Raw genomic sequence first — 19,481 nt, 5'->3', positions numbered from 1 at the left:
TGGTTAGGAGGAACAGAGAATGACGCTTAAAGATGCACAGGTTGGATCTACCGTCAAAGTTGTCAAGATTCATGGCGAAGGCGCATACAAACGCCGCATCATGGATATGGGCATCACGAAGGGAAGCGAGATTTTTATTCGAAAAGTAGCTCCGCTGGGCGACCCGGTAGAGGTTACGATTCGTGGATATGAGCTTTCACTTCGTAAAGCCGATGCTGAGTGCGTAGATGTTCAGACAGTTTAATAAGTTTGATTAAAAAAGCAGGAGGATGAAAAATGGCAATTCATATTGCTTTGGCGGGTAACCCGAACTGCGGTAAAACAACCATGTTTAACGCACTGACGGGTGCAAACCAGTATGTAGGTAACTGGCCGGGTGTTACAGTTGAGAAGAAAACCGGTAAATTAAAAGATGCTTCGGGAGAAGAGGTAAATGTAACGGACCTTCCGGGAGTTTATTCCCTTTCTCCGTATACACTGGAGGAAGTTGTAACCCGTGATTTTATCTTAAAAGAGAATCCGGATGTCATCGTAGACTTAGTCGATGCAACCAACATTGAGCGTAACCTGTATCTGACCACACAGCTGATCGAGACAGGTATTCCGGTTGTTATTGCTTTAAATATGTGCGATCTTCTGAAGAAGAACGGCATCAACATTGATGTAAAGGCACTGTCCAAGAAACTTGGCTGCCCGATCATTGAGACTTCCGCGCTGAAGAAAACAGGTCTGAAGGAAGTCATTGCAGAGGCAATCAAAGTTGCAAAGGATCATGCAGCAGGCACTGTAAGCGCTATTTTCGAGGGCAGCGTAGAGGATAAAGTAAGCGCAATCGAGGCAGAGCTTCCGTCCAGCATTCCGGAAGCAGAGAAGAGATGGTACGCAATCAAAGTTCTCGAGAATGACAGCAAGGTTGTAGAGCAGCTTGGTCTTAGTGCAGACAACCGTTTCTCCCGTTACACCAAGGAGCTGGAGAAAGAGTTTGATGATGACGCTGAGTCCGTTATCACTGACCAGAGATATGTATACATCCAGAAGGTTATCGAGGAGACCGTAAAGAAACCGGCTCAGAAGATGAGTCTTTCGGATAAGATCGATAGCATCGTAACCAACCGTTTACTTGGTATTCCGATCTTTGTTCTTGTTATGTGGGCGGTTTACTATGTATCCGTTACTACGGTTGGTACATTCGTAACAGACTGGACCAATGATACATTTGTTGGCGCAATTCAGGGCTGGGCTGGCGATGCACTGGCAGCAGCAGGCGCTTCTGACCTGATTGTAAGCCTTGTAGTGGATGGTATCATCGGCGGTGTTGGTGCCGTTCTTGGTTTCGTTCCGCAGATGGCTATCCTGTTCCTCTTCCTTTCCATTCTGGAAGATTGTGGTTACATGGTACGTATCGCATTCGTTATGGACCGTGTATTCCGTCACTTCGGATTGTCCGGTAAGAGCTTCATCCCGCTGCTGATTTCTTCTGGCTGCGGCGTTCCTGGTATCATGGCGTCCAAGACCATCGAGCAGGACAACGACAGACGTCTTACCATCATGACAGCAACCTTCGTTCCGTGTGGTGCGAAGCTGCCGGTTATCGCTCTGATGGGCGGCGTTATGGCTGGTTATATGAGCGGCGACATGGATCTGGCTACTATGATGGCTCCGATCATGTACTTTGTAGGTATCGCTGCGGTTCTTGTATCCGCGATCATGTTAAAGAAGACCAAACCGTTCTCCGGCAAACCAGCTCCGTTCGTTATGGAGCTTCCGGCGTACCACATTCCGTCCGCTAAGACCGTTCTCCTTCATGTTTGGGAGCGTCTGAAGGGATTCATCATCAAGGCTGGTACAATCCTGTTCCTGGCTTGCGTTGTTATGTGGTTCCTGTCCTCCTTCGGATTTGTAGACGGTGGATTTGGTCTGGTAGAAGAATCTGCTGATTCTATCCTGGCTATGCTGGGCGGCGCTATCGCAATCCTGTTCCGTCCGCTTGGTTTCGGCGAGTGGCAGCCGGTTGCAGCTTCCATCACTGGTTTCACAGCAAAAGAGGCTATCGTTTCCACCATGGGCGTTCTGGCAAATGTATCCGAGGATCTGTCTGAGGAGACCGATGTCGTAGCAGCAGCAATCCAGACATGGTTCCCGACAACCATCGCAGCCTTTACATTCCTGCTGTTCAACCTGCTTGACTCTCCGTGTCTGGCAGCTATCGCAACGATGGCACAGCAGCTCCAGTCCAGAAAATGGTTCTGGTTCGCTATCCTGTATCAGAATCTCTTCGCTTACGCTGTATCCCTGATTGTATATCAGTTAGGTGGTCTGGTACTTGGCGCAGTTGCATTCAACGTATGGACTATCGTGGCAGCAGTCCTTCTTGTACTCATGCTGTTCATGCTGTTTCGTCCGGATCCATACAAGGATCAGAAGAGCTACACAAGAAGCTCTGTAGAGGCAGCTTCATAAGTTAGTTTCTAAATGAAAAATAAAACAGGTTCTGCCGTCCGGCCGGTGGTTTTGCGTTTCCGCTGACCGGGCATCGGCAGGTGCCTGTAATCATAAGTGATAAAATTAATCCTTTATAAGGCTGCCTCGGATAGCAGGATGAAAGTCTGCTGTTTGGAGGCAGTTTTATTCGATTTCAAAAAAGAAAAGGAGAAAGCATAGATGGGGGATTCATCTGGATCCATGTTTTATGGTGTGATTGGTTTTCTGGTAGTTTATTTTGTAGGATATTTTATCTGTCGTGTGTATGATAAAATAAAAAAGATACTCCGAAGCCATTCATCGAAAAGTCAGAGAAGAGAGGACGATAACGTATGAGACCGATTGATATTGGAATTTTAATTGTAGTAGCGATTTTGCTTTTGCTGGCATTACGTTCGGCGATCCGTCATTACACGGGAAAGGGCGGCGGATGCTGCGGATGCTCCGGTGGAAGCTGCGGTTCCTGCGGCAGCGATGGGAATGCTGGTGCGCGCGGCGAAGATCTTTCCAAGAAAGCGGTTACAGCGGGTACCCCGTCCAAGATCATGCGGATCGAGGGTATGCACTGTGCAAACTGCAAGAAATCCGTTGAAAAAGCCCTGACCGCCCAGAACGGCGTCATCCGTGCAGATGCGGACGTAGACAGAGGCATTGCCCGCGTGTTCTATGAGAATGGCGTGGACGATGCGAAGCTGCAGGAAGCGGTTGAAAAAGAGGGATTTGTGGTTAAGAATATTGAGACGGTTGTCTAAGAGAAAAAGTGTGATCCTGTTCTGGTGTTACTGTTCACGCAAACGTGCCCAGTAACGGAATTTGCCGTGGCTTCGCATTTAAATACGGCAAATTCCTGCTGCCACCACGTTTTCTTACGGCACTTTCGGTTCCAAAAGTGCCTACCCGTGTACAGTAACGTTCTGGTTTCAGATGTGCTGGATAGGTTTATTTTGTATCGCAAAATAAAAAGACTTGTGGTATACTTGGAAAAAATGATAAAACTTATACAGAGAGGCAGAACGTATGATCAAGATTATAAAAGAAGCACAGGTTCGAAGCGAGGAAGATAATCGGAATCTGCGAGAGACCGTGGCGGGGATTATTGGTGAGGTCCGGGGGCGCGGAGACGCGGCTCTGAGGGAGTACAATGAGAAGTTTGACGGATGTACCCGTGAATCGCTGCGGGTCAGCCGGGAGGAGATTGATGCGGCTTATAAGGAGCTGGGCGAGCAGGAGCTGGCGGATCTGAAAGCGGCGCATCACAATATTGGGGCATTTGCGAACGCGCAGAGGCAGACAGTGAAACCCCTTGACAATTTCAGCCCGGAGCCGGGAGTCTTTTTAGGACACCGCATCATTCCGGTGGAGTCCTGCTGCTGTTATGTGCCGGGCGGCAATTATCCACTGTATTCGACGGCACTGATGTTAGCGACTCCGGCGAAGGCAGCGGGAGTAAAACGTATCACCGCCTGCGCTCCGGTAGTGCGTGGAACGGGTCATATCAATGCCAGGACGCTGGTAGCGATGGATCTGGCTGGCGTGGATGAGATCTATGCACTGGGCGGTGCACAGGCGATCGCGGCATTTTCCTATGGAACGGGGAGTATCAAGCCGGTGGATATTATTGTAGGACCGGGTAACCGCTTCGTAACAGAGGCGAAACGTCAGTGCTACGGGCAGGTCGGCATCGACTTCGTAGCCGGGCCGAGCGAGGTCCTGGTAATCGCCGACGGAAAAGCGAGTGCGAAGGTGGTGGCGGCCGATCTGCTGGCACAGTCTGAGCATGATGTCAATGCGAAAGGCATTCTTCTGACAACGGATGAGGCATTTGGAAAGAGCGTGATTGAGGCGGTAGAGGAAGAGCTGAAGATTCTGGATACGGCAAAGATTGCGAGACAGTCCTGGGATACGTTTGGAGAGATCGGCGTGGTAGACAGCCTGGACGAGGCGGTTCAGTATGCGAATGAGTACGCACCGGAGCATCTGGAGCTCAACGTGGAAGACCCGGATGCACTGATTCCGAAGTTGGTTAATTACGGTTCTCTGTTTATCGGTCAGAATACGGCAGAGGTATTTGGTGATTATGCTTCCGGAACCAACCACACACTTCCGACTCTTCGGGCGGCACGTTATACCGGCGGTGTCTGGGTTGGTACATTCTTAAAGACCTGTACCCATCAGAGCATGACCCCGGAGGCATCCGCGCGTATCGCACCGCTTGTATCGCGTATGGCGCATGGAGAAGGATTATCTGGACATGCAGCGGCTGCGGATGCAAGAAAATAGGGAAAATAGAAAATATATAGAATAAAACCCCTCGGATGCTGCAGCATCTGGGGGTTTTGTGTTTCAAAGCATACCGCCTGCTATTCTTGTCTTTTATTCCGGATAAACCAGTCTCTCCGGACCAATTCCATCTAAGACTTCGCGCAGAAAGCGGTCAGCCAGCCAGTTTGCCATCGGCAGGTTCATATCGAGGTAGTTGCCGCAATCTTTTGCACAAGCACCCGGAACCTCGTCTTTGTAGTCGCGCATGAAAGTAAAGAGCCCCTTCATCAGCGGAACGATCTCCTCGGACGTCAGGTCGCCTGCGAGAAGCAGGTAGAAGCCGGTGCGGCAGCCCATCGGTCCGAAGTAGAGGACGCGGTCTTTCCATTCCTCGTTATTTCGCAGCCAGGTGGCAGCCAGGTGCTCAATGGTGTGAACCTCGGCAGTATTCATGACCGGCTCATAGTTTGGACGTGTCATGCGGATATCAAAGGTGGTGATGACCTGATCGCCCACGCGGTCCTTGCGGGATACATAGACGCCAGGGAGCAGTTTCAGATGGTCGATAGTAAAACTGGTAATTTTATCCATAAAAAAATACCTCCTAAATCAAAAATGCCTGTCCTTATTATATAAAGAAACAGGCATAAGAACAAGCACTTATTTTTTTGCAGTCTTAAAAACGCGGAAGCCAGCTACTACATTTAAAGCAAGAAACGCAGGAATACAGATAGACTCAATAGAGGGATAGATATCCTGGATACCGCTGATATCCTGAGTCATCATGCGAAGATTGATGTCATGAAGGGAAAGCAGCAGAAAGAGTGCAAAGCAGGCATAACTGCCAAGCGTAAGGATGGATGCCATAGTTTTACCTGTAAAAAAAGCAAGAATGGCAAGTAAAAAGCTTAGTGGGAATAAAACTAAAAGAAAGAGACTCATAAATCAATACCTCCTGTTAAGTAATAGAGACAGTATACAGGATGGAATAGACAACCGTGTTACTTATTCCTTAATAAATCCTTACATATGTATACTTGATGTTTGCATAATAAATAAAAATGAAAAACAATAGGCAGGAATGCATAAAAATGCATAAATGACGTATAAAACATAAAAAAATGTATAAAAAATCTCTTGACGCATAGAACTTTCCTATGCTATAATCTTTCAGAATATGAACAAGGGCGTTCATGGGCTTAGGCTCATGGACGCCTTTGTTGCAGAATCAGACAATTTATAAAATATGTCTCTAATGATGTAAAAAACGCATCTGAGGAAAAACAGATTTGCTCAAATGTGAGGCTATTGAGAATGAAAAAGTAAACTGCCTGCATGAAGCTATTCACAGGCGGGGTACGAGAGAGAAAGGAATGGTGACCAGATGGAGAAACCGGTATATCTTCTGTTGGAAAACGGCGACTATTTTGAGGGAAAAAGCTTTGGCGCTCCTTTACGTGAAGTGACCGGAGAAGTCGTATTTACAACCGGTATGACAGGATACCTTGAGACGATCACAGATCCCAGCTATTTTGGACAGATTGTCGTTCAGACATTTCCGTTAATCGGAAACTACGGAGTGATTCCGCAGGACTTCGAGAATGAAGAGGTATATTTATCAGCCTATATCGTAAAAGAGTGGTGTCAGGAACCTTCCAACTTCAGATGCAGTGGGGATCTTGACACCTTTTTTAAAGAAAGAAACATCCCGGGCGTCTATGGAATCGATACGAGAAAGCTGGCAAAAACCATTCGTGAATCCGGTTCGATGAACGGCTGGCTGACCGAGGTGAAGCCGCCGTATGACGCGAAAAAGCTGGAGGAAGTGAAAAACTTCCACATTACAAAGGCGGTTGAAACCGTTACACCAAAGAAATGTGAGATCAAACCGGCGGATGAGAAAGAAGAGTTCCAGATTGTGCTCTGGGATTTCGGCGCAAAGGAAAATATCATCCGCGAGATGACCAGGCGCGGATGCCGCGTGGCTGACCTTCCGGCAGGTACGACGGCGGAGGAGATTCTTAAGATGAATCCGGACGGAATCATGCTTTCCAACGGTCCAGGCAACCCAGAGGACAACCCGGAGATCATCGAGGAGATCCGAAAGATTACGAAGGCTGGAAAACCGATGTTCGGCATCTGCCTGGGACACCAGCTGCTGGCGATTGCCAAGGGCGCGAAGACTGGAAAGATGAAATTCGGTCACAGAGGTGCGAACCAGCCGGTCAAGGATCTGACGACCGGACGCGTCTACATCAGCAGCCAGAACCACGGCTATGAGGTACTGCGCGATACGCTGCCGGAGGGCGCGGAGGAGACATTTATCAATGTCAACGACGGCACCTGCGAGGGCATCACCTACCACGATATGCCGGCATTTACCGTCCAGTTCCATCCAGAGGCTTGTGCAGGTCCGAAGGATACGGAAGAGCTGTTTGGGCGTTTCATTCAGATGATGAGAGATTATAAGAAAAAGGAGGGCGCGTCATGCCGTTAAATAAATCCCTGAAAAAAGTTATGGTAATCGGTTCCGGCCCTATCGTCATCGGTCAGGCGGCAGAGTTTGACTATGCAGGAACGCAGGCGTGCCGGGCTTTAAAAGAGGAAGGTCTGGAGGTCGTTTTAGTAAACTCCAACCCGGCAACCATCATGACGGACAGCGCCATCGCGGATCACGTATACATCGAGCCGCTGACCCTGGAATTTGTCAAGAGAATCATTGAAAAAGAGAAGCCTGACAGCATTCTGTCCACCCTGGGCGGACAGACCGGACTGACACTGTCCATGGAGCTTGCCAAAGAAGGTTTCTTAAAGAGCCACAATGTAACGCTTCTCGGCGCGTCCCCGGAGACCATCGATAAGGCGGAGGACCGCCAGTGCTTTAAAGACACGATGGAAGCTATCGGTGAGCCGGTCATTCCGTCCAAGGTTGTCACCACCATCGAGGATGCGCTTGATTTTGCCGAGGTTATTTCTTACCCGGTTATCGTGCGTCCGGCCTTTACCCTGGGCGGTACCGGCGGCGGTATTGCGGCAAATAAAGAAGAGCTTTACAACATCGCGGAGGCGGGTATCCGCCTGTCACCGATCAATCAGATTCTGGTTGAGAAATGTATTTCCGGATGGAAGGAGATCGAGTTTGAGGTAATGCGCGATGCCATCGGCAACGAGATTACGGTCTGCTCGATGGAAAACTTTGACCCGGTCGGCGTCCACACCGGCGACTCCATTGTTATCGCACCGGCTGTGACGCTGGCGGATAAGGAATACCAGATGCTTCGTTCCGCAGCGCTGAATATTATCCAGGCGATGGGCATCGAGGGCGGCTGCAACTGCCAGTTTGCGCTGAATCCGGAGAGCTTTGAATATGCCGTTATCGAGGTAAACCCGCGTGTATCCCGTTCGTCCGCCCTTGCTTCGAAAGCAACCGGATATCCGATTGCCCGCGTGGCAACCAAGATTGCGATCGGTTATCATCTGGACGAGATCCCGAACGAGGTAACCGGCGAGACGATGGCATGCTTCGAGCCGGCCCTTGACTATGTAACGGTTAAATTCCCGAAATGGCCATTTGATAAATTCGTTTACGGACGCCGGAAGCTGGGTACCCAGATGAAGGCAACCGGCGAGGTTATGGCGATCGGCCGCAACTTTGAGCAGGCGCTCATGAAGGCAGTCCGCGGCGCGGAGATCTCCCAGAACAGCCTGAACATGAAGAAACTGGCGCCGATGAGTGTGGAAGAGCTGAGAGAAAAAATTCTGGCGCAGGATGACGAGCGTCTGTTTGCAATCTATGAGAGCTTCAAGCGCGGCGTGACCGTTGCCGAGATTCATGAGCTGACCAAGATCGACGAGTGGTTCTTAAATAAACTGATGCATATCCTGTCCCTGGAATGCCGGATGCAGTCTGAGACTCTGAGCGATGCGCTTTATATGGAAGCCAAACAGAACGGATTCCCGGATGCAGTCATCAAGGAGATGACCGGGCTTTCGGAAATCAAGCATGTTCCGGCATGCTACCGCATGGTTGATACCTGCAGCGCTGAGTTTACGGCAAGCACCCCTTACTTCTACAGCACCTTCGGCGAGGAAGATGAGGCAGAAGAATTTATTAAAGAGAATGCAAGCGGAAAACCGGTTGTTATGGTATTTGGTTCCGGTCCGATCCGTATCGGTCAGGGTATCGAGTTCGATTTCGCTTCTGTTCACTGCGTATGGTCGTTAAAGAGAGCCGGTTATGAGGTTGTCATCGTAAATAACAACCCGGAGACCGTTTCCACCGACTTCAACGTAGCAGACCGTCTGTATTTTGAGCCGCTGACACCGGAGGATGTGCTGGATATCATCCGGATCGAGAAGCCGATCGGCGCAGTTGTGGCCTTTGGCGGACAGACAGCGATCCGTCTGACGAAATGCCTTGTAGAGAACAATATTCCGGTTCTCGGCACTCCGGCAGACAGCATCGATATGGCGGAGGATCGCGGACGTTTCGCAGCCCTGCTGAAAAAATTAAATATGAAACAGGCAGCGGGTCAGACCGTTTACACTGAGGATGAGGCAATCCAGGCGGCAAATCATCTGGGGTATCCGGTTCTGATGCGTCCGAGCTATGTATTAGGCGGACAAAACATGATTATCGCGTACAACGACGCCGATATTCATGAGTATATGAAGATTATTCTCTCACACAAGATTGAGAATGCGATCCTGATTGATAAATACCTGATGGGTACCGAGCTGGAGGTTGACGCGATCTGCGACGGCGAGACCGTTTTGATTCCGGGTATCATGGAGCACATCGAGCGTGCGGGTGTCCATTCCGGAGACTCCATCGCGGTATATCCGGCCTTTATGCTGACCGAGAGCCAGAAAGACCGTCTGGTGGACTATTCCATCCGTCTGGCGCTTTCCATGAATACGAAGGGACTCATCAACATCCAGTACGTTCTGCATGAGGATACGATCTATATCATCGAGGTCAACCCGCGTTCATCCCGTACCGTGCCGTACATCAGCAAGGTAACCGGAGTGCCGATGGTCGATCTGGCAACCCGCATCATGATGGGCGAAAAGCTGGCTGACATGGGCTATGAGACAGGTTTGTATCCGTGCTCTCCGTACTACGCAGTCAAGGTTCCGGTATTCTCCTTTGAGAAGTTGTCCAACGTAGATACACAGCTCGGACCGGAAATGAAATCGACCGGCGAGGTACTGGGTATCGCCCGGACGATGGAGGAAGCGCTGTTCAAGGGTCTGGTAGCAGCCGGATATACGATGAAGCGCGAGGGCGGCGTCTTAATCAGTGTCCGCGATACCGATAAGAGCGACCTGCGCGAGCTGGTCAAAGAGTACGTGGCGATGGGATTCCACATCTACGCGACCTCCGGTACTGCAAGCCGGTTAAACAGCGTCGGCATTTCTTCAACGTTAGTCAAGAAGCCGAAGGAAGCCAAAGAGGGCGAGGAGACGACCATTTCCCTGCTGGAAGAAGGAAAGATCAGCTATGTGATTTCCACTTCCAAGACGGGACGCCAGCCGGGACGCGACAGTGTCCGCCTGAGAAGAAAGGCAGTCGAGCTTGGTATTCCGTGCCTGACATCGCTTGATACCGCGGCTGTCCTGGCGCTGACACTGGAAAGCAAGTACAACGAGGACAACGTTGAACTGGTAGATATCGCGCACATTGCACATGGTGCAGCGGCTAGAAAAGAGCTGAGCCAGATGGAAAAACCGGAAGAAATCCAGATTCCGGGTTATGTGCTTCAGGAGCATGAGAACGACTAAAAAGAACGATGGTCTGCATGGATTCTGCGTTTTGAGGGTTGCGGAATCCGTGCAGGCTGAAATCTTTTGCGAAGGCAAAATTTGACAGAATCATATATGACGGAAAAAGTGGATTAATATTTTAAAGAAAGGAAGAGGAGGAAAAGCAGATGGCAAAATTTATTTTTGTGACAGGCGGTGTTGTATCAGGATTGGGGAAGGGTATTACAGCAGCGTCTCTGGGCCGTCTTTTGAAGGCACGGGGATTTAAGGTAGCAGCGCAGAAGCTGGATCCGTATATCAACGTCGATCCAGGAACCATGAGCCCGTATCAGCACGGCGAAGTATTCGTAACAAACGACGGTGCGGAGACGGATCTGGATCTGGGACATTATGAGCGTTTTATAGATGAAGATTTAAACCGGTATTCCAACCTGACGACCGGTAAGGTCTACTGGAATGTGTTAAATAAAGAGCGCCGCGGCGAATATCTGGGCGAGACGGTACAGGTAATTCCACATATCACAAATGAGATAAAATCATTTATCTATTCCGTGCAGGAAAAGACCGATGCGGACATCGTTATCACAGAGATCGGCGGAACAACCGGCGATATTGAGTCACAGCCGTTCCTGGAAGCCATCCGCCAGGTGTCCTGCGAGGCGGGACGCAGCAACTGCCTCTTCATCCATGTAACCCTGATTCCATATCTGGAATCTTCAGGCGAGCATAAATCAAAACCGACGCAGCATTCGGTTAAACAGCTGCAGTCTTTTGGTATCATGCCGGATATCATCGTAGCGCGCTGTGACCGTCCGGTGGACGATCCATCCATTTTCCGCAAGATCGCACTGTTCTGTAACGTCAAAGAGGACTGCGTCATCGAGAACCTGACCCTTCCGGTTCTCTACGAGGCGCCGATCATGCTGGAAGAAGCAGGACTTGCCAAGATCGTGCTTCGCGAACTGGGCATCGAGAAAGCGCCGCAAGAGTGCGATCTGACTGAGTGGAAACATATGTTGGACCGCATCAAGAACAGCCGCAAGACAGTCAAGATTTCCCTGGTCGGCAAGTACGTCAAACTGCACGATTCTTATCTGTCGATCGTAGAATCCCTGCACCATGCCGGATGGGAAAATGGCGCGCAGGTGGAGATCAACTGGGTGGATAGTGAGACGATCACTCCGGAGACAGCGCCGGAAATCCTGGGCGGTTCGACCGGTATCATCGTGCCGGGCGGCTTCGGCATCCGCGGCATCGAGGGCATGATTGCAGCAGCGGATTATGCGAGAAGAAACAATATCCCGTACTTTGGCATCTGCCTTGGTATGCAGATCGCGGCGATCGCATTTGCCAGAGGCGTGTTAGGCTATGAGGATGCGAACTCAACCGAGTTTGCGCCGGACAGCAAGCATCCGGTCATTGCCCTGATGGAAGAGCAGATGGATCTGGCTGACATGGGCGGAACGATGCGTCTGGGTGCATATCCGTGCCGCATCAGTCCGGATACGCTGATGATGAAAGCGTATGGAAAAGGTCTGATCGAAGAGAGACATCGCCATCGTTATGAATTTAACAACAAGTTCCGGGAAGTTTATATGGAGCATGGCGCTATCTTTTCCGGACAGTCTCCGGACGGTACGCTGGTAGAGGCGATGGAGATTCCGGGACATCCGTTCTATCTGGGAGTTCAGTACCATCCGGAGTTCAAGAGCCGCCCGAACCGCGCACATCCGATCTTTAGGGAGTTTGTGAAAGCGGCTCTGGAGGTAAAGGAAAAAAATTCTTAAAATATGGAGAAAATAAAGTATGAAGATCAACGAAAACTATAAAAATCTGGAAGAAAGCTATCTGTTTTCCACCATCGCTAAAAAAGTAGATGAATACACCAAAGCCCATCCAGAGGCAAAAGTAATCAAAATGGGTATCGGTGACGTAACCCTTCCGATCTGCCAGAAAGCAGCTGACGCATTTGCAAAAGCAGCTATGGAGCAGGGAAAGGCGGCTACGTTCCATGGATATGGTCCGGAGCAGGGATATGATTTTCTGCGCGTAGCAGTTCAGAAGTATTATGCGTCCTTCCAGGTTGAGGTGGCGGCGGAGGATATATTCATCAGCGACGGCGCGAAGAGTGATGTCGGAAATATCCTCGATCTCTTTGATGCGGACAACACGGTCCTGATCCCGGATCCGGTATACCCGGTTTACATGGATACGAACGTGATGGCAGGCAGAAAGATCGTATTTATGGATGCCAATGTGGAAAATGGCTTTCTTCCGATGCCTCCGAAGGGACAGAAAGCGGATATTATTTATCTCTGCTCCCCGAACAACCCGACTGGCGGTGTGTACAACCGTGAGCAGTTAAAAGAGTGGGTTGACTATGCGAACGAGCAGGATGCGATTCTTTTATTTGATGCGGCGTATGAGTCCTTCGTAGCAGATCCGGCGCTTCCGAGAAGTATTTTTGAGATTGAGGGCGCCAAGACCTGCGCGATCGAGTTCTGCTCCCTTTCGAAGTTGGCAAGCTTTACCGGAACCCGCTGTGGCTATACCGTGGTTCCCTCTGAATTAGAGCGCGGTGGTTCTTCCATCCGCAAGATGTGGCTGCGCCGCCAGACAACCAAGTTTAACGGCGTTTCCTACCCGGTACAGCGCGCCGCAGAGGCAGCTCTTTCACCGGAGGGAATGGCACAGTGCCGCGAGCACCTGGACGTATACCGCACCAATGCGAAGATCATGACCGAGACCTTAAAAGAGCTTGGCATCTGGCACATCGGCGGCGAAAATTCACCGTACATCTGGATGCAGTGCCCGAACGGCATGAAATCCTGGGAGTTTTTCGACGATCTGCTTGCCAAGGCAAATGTGGTCGGCACACCGGGCAGCGGATTTGGTAAGAATGGAGAAGGATTCTTCCGTCTGACTGCATTTGGTACGACTGCGAATACAAAAGAGGCAATGGAGCGGATCAAGAAGGTTTACGGAAAATAAATAGCTCTATTTTATAAATAAGGGGGCTGGTGCATCTGGGGCATTGTTATCCTACGCACCGTCCCTTTTTTGCTGAAGCAGGGAGGTGAGGACCATGGTGACCTTAAACGATTATCTGTATTCCGGCGATACGATGTTTAAGATTTTAAAGAATTACAGCCGGGATTTGAAAGCGGAGGCAAAACAGACAAACAATGAGATAGACCTGATACATGCAAATTTTCTGATTCAGATCCGGGAGCTTTTGGAACACAATGATTTCCTGACGACCCAGTCACAGAAGATCCGGGAATTTTATATTCATATGGCAAAGGAATATCCGCTTCTGGCATTTAACTTTAAGGGAAGAATCAAGTCGCTGATCCGCTCGGAGGCGAAATTTAACGGATATATCGTCGAATATATTTATGACTGTTATACAGAACATAAGGCATTTCCGTCGATCTCCGATTTGAAGCAGAGATTGAGCTGTTTCCGCGACCTGATCGCGTACCGGATCGTGATTTCACTGCCGAAGTGTTACCTGAAACCGGGGGAATCGCAGCAGGATGCGGATATCCGGTACCTCTACCAGATAGCGAATGAACTTCCGGGATTTCTGGAGGAACGCGGGTTTACGGCGGAACCGGCTTACGGGGTGAAAGAGAGTACCTCCCCGTTGATGGATGAGGAGGCAAGGCCGTACTACCGTGATTATGTCTGCGGAAATAGTTCGGATGATTACCAGTCTCTGCATATTACGTTTTACGATAATTGTTCCAGAAGCTATGTGGAGGTACAGCTTCGCACAAAGCACATGGACGATATCGCGGAGATCGGCGTGGCCAATCATTTAAGCTACGAAAAGCGCCAGGAGGGCGAGCGGGCCAGACGGGATGAGATTCCGGAGGGCGCGTGCGTTTATTTTGACGAGGCATACGAGCGCTGCCAGCGCCTGGTGTCGCTCAAGTTGGCTGAGCTCGATGTCAATATGTTTTCGGCGATCAACAATGACCTGGTCAATGACGGCTGCGGGCTGTACCGGGGGCGGCTGATTCTGCCATATGAGCATTTATCGAGGCATCAGAATGAGCTGGTGGATTGAGGGGGTTCACGGGCAGGCATGAATCTGGTTGCGAATAGTTGACGAAACGGGAAGATTCATATATAGTTGCCTGTAAAGGAAAAATGACCGAAAATGATAGGGAGGAACCAGTTTATGGACCATACATCCTGCCGCCTGCGTCTGGCTGCTATCGCCGATGCACCTGCGATATTGGAAATTTATGCACAATATATGGACACGCCGATCACGTTTGAGACGGAGCTGCCGTCCCTGGAGGAATTTGAGGGGCGCATCCGGGCGATCACGGCAGAATATCCGTGGATTGTCTGCGAGGATGAAACGGGCAGAATCATTGGCTATGCATATGGGCATAAGCAGCTTGAGCGCGCGGCGTACCGTTGGAATGCGGAACTTTCTGAATATCTGGACAGTCGGGTGACGTCGAAGGGCATCGGCAAACGGATGCTTCTGGTGCTTTTAGAGCTTTTAAAGGCACAGGGCGTCCACACCGTCTACAGTCTGGTGACAAGTCCGAATGTGAAGAGCGATGCGATGCATAACGGATGCGGATTCCGGACGATGGGCGTGTGCAAAAATACCGGTTATAAGAGCGGAAAATGGCACGATGTTACCTGGTATGAGAAAGCGCTGCTGCCATATGAGGACGTACCGGCGGAGATGATTCCGATTGGGGAGATGGAGAAGGAGACGGTAGATAAGATTTTGGCGTCTTTTTGAACAGAGACATAAAACAAATCTGCATAAAATAAACAGGGCGTATGAAAAAGGAATTTTCCATTTTCATACGCCCTCATCAGTTCTCTTTTATTCACCAGCGCCGTAATGCGCTGTCCATTCATTCACTCAGATTAGTTGAAGTATCTCTTTAACAGACCCTCAAATGCCTTGCCATGTCTAGCCTCGTCACGAGCCATCTCATGAACGGTGTCATGGATTGCATCCAGGTTAGCAGCTTTCGCACGTTTTGCAAGGTCAAATTTGCCTTCGGTTGCGCCGTGCTCAGCCTCTACACGCATCTCCAGGTTCTTCTTGGTGGAATCTGTTACAACCTCACCCAGAAGCTCTGCAAACTTAGCAGCGTGCTCAGCCTCTTCGTAAGCTGCCTTCTCCCAGTACAGACCGATTTCCGGATAGCCCTCTCTGTGAGCCACACGTGCCATCGCCAGGTACATACCAACTTCTCTGCACTCGCCTTCATAGTTAGCTCTTAAATCTTCGAGAATATCCTCGCTGACACCCTGTGCCACACCAACTACGTGCTCAGCTGCCCAGGTCATCTCGCCGGACTGCTCTTTGAACTTGGAAGCCGGAGCGCCGCATACTGGACATTTCTCCGGAGCAGCCTCACCCTCGTATACGTAACCACATACTGTACAGACAAATTTCTTCATAGTCAATTCTCCTTTTCTAAAATAAATTTTTAATTTCGTGTTTTATAGAAACAATAAATAGATAGTAAAGTTGCTTGCAACCATTCTGTTTCATAGGAGCTTTTAAAACGAAATCGTTTATTTGGCTTAAACTAAAACAGTAATGATTACTGATATTAAGATATCATAGATTCTTGCGTTTGTCAATGAAAAAATAGAAATAATTCTTATTTTTTTCATTTTTATCGATAACCTGGATATTCTCAGAACTTTTTCGCTGGTGATGTATTCATACCCGGTCAGCGCATGGCAGAAATCGGGAAGCGGCTCATTTGGTCCCGTCTGTTCCGATACAAAATCAGCCGCTTCTATATTAGTGTTTTTCCCCTTTCAGACACTCATCGCATATCCCATAGAAAAACACGGTATGGTCATCGATCGTTCCCGGCGCAAATTCTTTGGCGGCTGTCTCCAGCTCCTTGGTTGCTTCCATCGGAATATCCATGACCCGTCCGCACTGGCGGCAGACGTAGTGGTAATGTGGGGATGTATCATAATCGAAATGATCCGTGCCGTCGCCGCAGGACAGCTTCCGGATCTCGCCCAGCTCAACTAACAGGTTTAAATTGCGGTAAACGGTTCCAAGGCTGATATTCGGAAACTGTTCCCGGATGCTGGTGTAAAGGGCGTCGGCGGTCGGATGATCCTTCCGGCTCATCAGGCAGGCTTTGATCGATTCGCGCTGACGGCTGTATTTTAAGGTTTTCATAAGCGACACTCCAATCCTTCTAAATAATATTGATAATGATTATTATTTATATTATGCGTCCTGACACGATGAAAGTCAATCTTTTTTCAAAGATTTCCGTGAGAAATTTTAGAGTCAAATTTCAACATCACCGATGCATAAAAGATCCCGTCCTCATACCGGAAATCCACCAGACCCTGGTACCGCTCAGCGATCGAACGGATGGAGGCGGTTCCCGTGCCGAAGCCGTCATGTTTGGTCGAGCGGAACCGCCCATTTTCCTCGATCGGCGGATGGCAGCAGGTGTTGTCAACGGCGATCACGATGTGACCGGCATCCTCCTGGGCGCAGATGCGGATAAACGGCGCGCTGTCCGTACATTCCCGACAGGCGTCGAGGGCATTTTCCAGAAGATTGCCGAAGATCGAGCAGAGCTGTGGCTCACCCAGCGGGAGAGAGGGCGGAAGCTGGATGCGGACCGAAAAATCGACCGACGCCTTGCGTGCCTCCTCGCCGTAATAGCTGATAATCGTGTTGACCGCATAATTTTCACACCAGGTCCGCGCGGTGTCCGGTGGAAGCGTCATACGGTATTGTTCGATGTAGGTATTCAGATCCTCCGTTTTCCCGCTTTGCAGGTAATGCTCGATGAGATTTAAGTGCTGGCGCAGGTCGTGGCGCGCCTCCCGCACCTCTTCGATGTGGCGGGAAAGCTGCTGATACTGTGTGTACTGCATCGCCAGGAGGGTGTCCTGCTGCGCCGCGCGTTCTTCCAACTGCGCCTGCTGGCGGACTGCATTGAGCGCTTCCAAAAGGACATAGTAGATGAGAATTGTCATAGCAAAGAGCCAGAGGCGCGTGAGGATAAAACGGAACTTGCGGACGGTATCAATGTTTAAATCAAAGTTATAAGCGCAGATAATCAGGGTGCATGAAAATGGAATAAACCAGACTTTCTGCCAGAATGCGGAGCTGTCTACCTGAAAAACGCGTTCCGTGGCATTTTTCATAAATTTGAGCCCGAGGGGGAGCGTCAGAAGCAGAAGAATCGAGATGAGCAGCAGGCTTTGATCGCGGAGTGAATAATAGGTAATGCTGGGATCGTAGAACAGACGGCTTTCCAGAAAGAAACAGATGCCCCGGACTGTGACAAAATAATTCAGGATGAAGTTTCCCAGAAACAGAAGTTTCCAGAAATTAGCCTTCACACATAAAAAATAGATCGCCAGGGAAACGAAGGCAAATACCGTGTCGGTGACCCGGGTCGGTTTACCGTGGCTGATCAGGTAGGTATACAGGGAGGACTGGAGCAGCTGACCGATAAAAATGAACAGAATCAGGATTTTAATCGGAAATCGAAGCTGCTTTTTAAATGGCAGAATCGATAAAATAAAAAAAGGAATGGAATAGACGGTTTCAACGAGAAATGCCTTGCCAAACACAGACCAGTTCATAGAGTACCTCCCTTCCGCAATGTGTCAAACAAGTAGGCTGCAAATGCTTCTTTTGTCTCTTTTTTCTTCCGGCGGCTGCAGAAAAAGCAGCTGCCGTTTTTCAGATGGACAGAACCGTCCTCGTCCACCGAGGTAACATGTGAAAAATTGATAAGCAGCCCGCGTCCGCTCATGTAAAAACGACTGCCCTTCGGGAGCAGTGCCATCAGATCCGAAAAAGAGAGCCGTGTGGCGGCATCGCCGGAGCTGGTATGGATGATCAGCCGGTGGTTCTGCGTCTCCGCGTACAGAAAATCGTCGAGCAGAATCCGCTGCGTGGATGCCTGTCCCCGTCCGAGCGCCACCTGAATTTCGATGTAGGCAGGCGCGGCGAGAAATGTCCGGATCTCATCGAGACACCAGGCAAGTGCCTTTTCCTCCACCGGTTTTAAGAGATAATCAAGGGGATGGGCACGGTAACCCTGCAGTGAATAATCACGTTCCGTTGTAGTGAAAACGATGGGGAGACGTTTTTCGCGCTTGCGAAGCTCCAGCGCCGTGTCAATACCATTGCGCCCGTCCCGGTCCAGCATAATATCCATAAAAACCGCATTAAAAAGCCTTGGACGGAAGGCTTCCAGAAATGCCTCGCCGCTCTCGTAGCAGTCAAAGTACACCGTTTCCCCGTGCTTCTCCAAGTTCTCCTGTATCAAATGAATCAGATGATTCTGATCTATCTTCAAGTCTTCAACAATCGCAAAATGCATCAAAGCTCAACCGCCTCCTTTATTCAAAACCGTGACCATTTAGGTCGAGGTTTGACCGTTTGCGTCGATGTGGTTTTCATTAAATCGCTCATTTGGTATGCTTATAGTATAAAAGTTATGACTTGAAATGTAAATGAAATATTGTTACAGAAAAATCAAAAAAGGCAGGTGGGATATGGTACGGGTAGTGATATATGGAGAAAAACCGACCGACATTGAAGGACTGGAAAAAATGCTGCGTGAAATATTGACTGAAAACCGCAGATGGCCGATGATTCACACGTATATCAGCGATCTGGACGCATATCTGCACTTTGTAAAGGGGAATCCCTACCTCATTATGCTGGCGTCCGTGCAGGGCAGACAGGGAGTGGAAATCGTAGAAAAAATCCGGGAAAATAACCCGGCGGCGTCCTTAATCTGGCTTTCCGACCGGGACAATGCCCTTGAATCCTGGCGGCTTCATGTGACTGCATTCGGGGTATTTCCGACGAAAAAAGAAGAATTAGAAGAATTTCTGGCGGCGTGTAGCGAAAGCCTGCTGGATCGGAAGAAAGAGTATTTTGTTCAAGTGGGAAACAGACTGAAATAGAAAAA

17 protein-coding genes are annotated in these 19,481 nt (G+C 49.6%); 11 read left to right on the top strand and 6 right to left on the bottom strand.

Translation table 11 applies throughout. The features are described from left to right. The first annotated feature begins 19 nt into the window (after positions 1 to 19). The 4 genes from C7U56_RS06495 to hisD all read left to right on the top strand — a co-directional run bounded on the left by C7U56_RS06495 (position 20) and on the right by hisD (position 4,761). The gene (locus C7U56_RS06495; RefSeq protein ID WP_022359013.1) at positions 20 to 244 is read left to right on the top strand and encodes a FeoA family protein; all 225 of its coding nucleotides are present in this window, start codon (positions 20 to 22) and stop codon (positions 242 to 244) included. A gap of 32 nt (positions 245 to 276) precedes the next feature. Continuing rightward, positions 277 to 2,460, top strand: coding sequence for a ferrous iron transport protein B (gene feoB, locus C7U56_RS06490; RefSeq protein ID WP_107000659.1), 2,184 nt, complete (start codon positions 277 to 279; stop codon positions 2,458 to 2,460). A gap of 353 nt (positions 2,461 to 2,813) precedes the next feature. Continuing rightward, positions 2,814 to 3,233, top strand: a complete 420-nt coding sequence (locus C7U56_RS06485) for a heavy-metal-associated domain-containing protein (RefSeq protein WP_107000658.1) — start codon at positions 2,814 to 2,816, stop codon at positions 3,231 to 3,233. A gap of 265 nt (positions 3,234 to 3,498) precedes the next feature. Further along, positions 3,499 to 4,761 (top strand): histidinol dehydrogenase, encoded by a 1,263-nt coding sequence (hisD, locus tag C7U56_RS06480; protein ID WP_338108852.1) that lies wholly within the window; start codon positions 3,499 to 3,501, stop codon positions 4,759 to 4,761. Between the two features lie 93 nt (positions 4,762 to 4,854). On the opposite strand, the gene C7U56_RS06475 is transcribed toward hisD, so the two are convergent. Beyond that, positions 4,855 to 5,334: an S-ribosylhomocysteine lyase gene (locus C7U56_RS06475; RefSeq protein WP_022359008.1), complete on the bottom strand. Its 480-nt coding sequence runs from the start codon at positions 5,332 to 5,334 to the stop codon at positions 4,855 to 4,857. 69 nt (positions 5,335 to 5,403) lie between these two features. Next, complete coding sequence (locus tag C7U56_RS06470) at positions 5,404 to 5,685, bottom strand: hypothetical protein (protein WP_107000657.1); 282 nt, start codon at positions 5,683 to 5,685, stop codon at positions 5,404 to 5,406. Between the two features lie 442 nt (positions 5,686 to 6,127). On the opposite strand from C7U56_RS06470, the gene C7U56_RS06465 reads away from it, so the two are divergent. From C7U56_RS06465 to C7U56_RS06440, 6 genes are all read left to right on the top strand, one after another. Then, complete coding sequence (locus C7U56_RS06465; protein WP_107000656.1) at positions 6,128 to 7,240, top strand: carbamoyl phosphate synthase small subunit; 1,113 nt, start codon at positions 6,128 to 6,130, stop codon at positions 7,238 to 7,240. Next, a complete protein-coding gene (gene carB, locus C7U56_RS06460) occupies positions 7,231 to 10,527 on the top strand; it encodes a carbamoyl-phosphate synthase large subunit (RefSeq protein WP_107000655.1) in 3,297 nt (1,098 codons plus the stop codon). Before C7U56_RS06465 ends, carB begins: the two co-directional genes overlap by 10 nt. A gap of 149 nt (positions 10,528 to 10,676) precedes the next feature. Continuing rightward, positions 10,677 to 12,296, top strand: coding sequence for a CTP synthase (locus tag C7U56_RS06455; protein WP_107000654.1), 1,620 nt, complete (start codon positions 10,677 to 10,679; stop codon positions 12,294 to 12,296). Positions 12,297 to 12,315: 19 nt separating this feature from the next. After that, on the top strand, positions 12,316 to 13,500 hold the full coding sequence (locus C7U56_RS06450; protein ID WP_107000653.1) for an LL-diaminopimelate aminotransferase: 1,185 nt from the start codon (positions 12,316 to 12,318) through the stop codon (positions 13,498 to 13,500). Between the two features lie 94 nt (positions 13,501 to 13,594). Next, positions 13,595 to 14,584: a guanosine polyphosphate pyrophosphohydrolase gene (locus C7U56_RS06445; protein ID WP_107000652.1), complete on the top strand. Its 990-nt coding sequence runs from the start codon at positions 13,595 to 13,597 to the stop codon at positions 14,582 to 14,584. Between the two features lie 114 nt (positions 14,585 to 14,698). Continuing rightward, a complete protein-coding gene (locus tag C7U56_RS06440) occupies positions 14,699 to 15,283 on the top strand; it encodes a GNAT family N-acetyltransferase (protein ID WP_107000651.1) in 585 nt (194 codons plus the stop codon). Positions 15,284 to 15,414: 131 nt separating this feature from the next. Here C7U56_RS06440 and C7U56_RS06435 read toward each other — a convergent pair whose 3' ends face one another. The 4 genes from C7U56_RS06435 to C7U56_RS06420 form a co-directional block, all read right to left on the bottom strand. Beyond that, entirely contained in the window at positions 15,415 to 15,957 is a 543-nt protein-coding gene (locus C7U56_RS06435) for an NADH peroxidase (RefSeq protein ID WP_107000650.1), read from the bottom strand. Between the two features lie 352 nt (positions 15,958 to 16,309). Beyond that, complete coding sequence (locus tag C7U56_RS06430) at positions 16,310 to 16,705, bottom strand: Fur family transcriptional regulator (RefSeq protein ID WP_107000649.1); 396 nt, start codon at positions 16,703 to 16,705, stop codon at positions 16,310 to 16,312. Positions 16,706 to 16,791: 86 nt separating this feature from the next. Continuing rightward, positions 16,792 to 18,138, bottom strand: coding sequence for an ATP-binding protein (locus C7U56_RS06425; RefSeq protein WP_107000648.1), 1,347 nt, complete (start codon positions 18,136 to 18,138; stop codon positions 16,792 to 16,794). Continuing rightward, positions 18,135 to 18,884, bottom strand: a complete 750-nt coding sequence (locus tag C7U56_RS06420) for a LytR/AlgR family response regulator transcription factor (RefSeq protein WP_107000647.1) — start codon at positions 18,882 to 18,884, stop codon at positions 18,135 to 18,137. The genes C7U56_RS06425 and C7U56_RS06420 overlap by 4 nt, the downstream gene beginning before the upstream one ends. 175 nt (positions 18,885 to 19,059) lie before the next feature. Between C7U56_RS06420 and C7U56_RS06415 the strand changes: the two genes are divergently transcribed. Then, positions 19,060 to 19,476 carry a hypothetical protein gene (locus tag C7U56_RS06415; protein WP_107000646.1) on the top strand — a complete coding sequence of 139 codons (417 nt, stop codon included), beginning with the start codon at positions 19,060 to 19,062 and terminating at the stop codon, positions 19,474 to 19,476. The last annotated feature ends 5 nt before the right edge of the window (positions 19,477 to 19,481 follow it).

It is taken from the genome of Clostridium fessum, from assembly GCF_003024715.1.
Classification (GTDB): Bacteria; Bacillota; Clostridia; order Lachnospirales; family Lachnospiraceae; genus Otoolea; species Otoolea fessa.
This window is presented reverse-complemented; position numbering and strand designations above follow the sequence as displayed.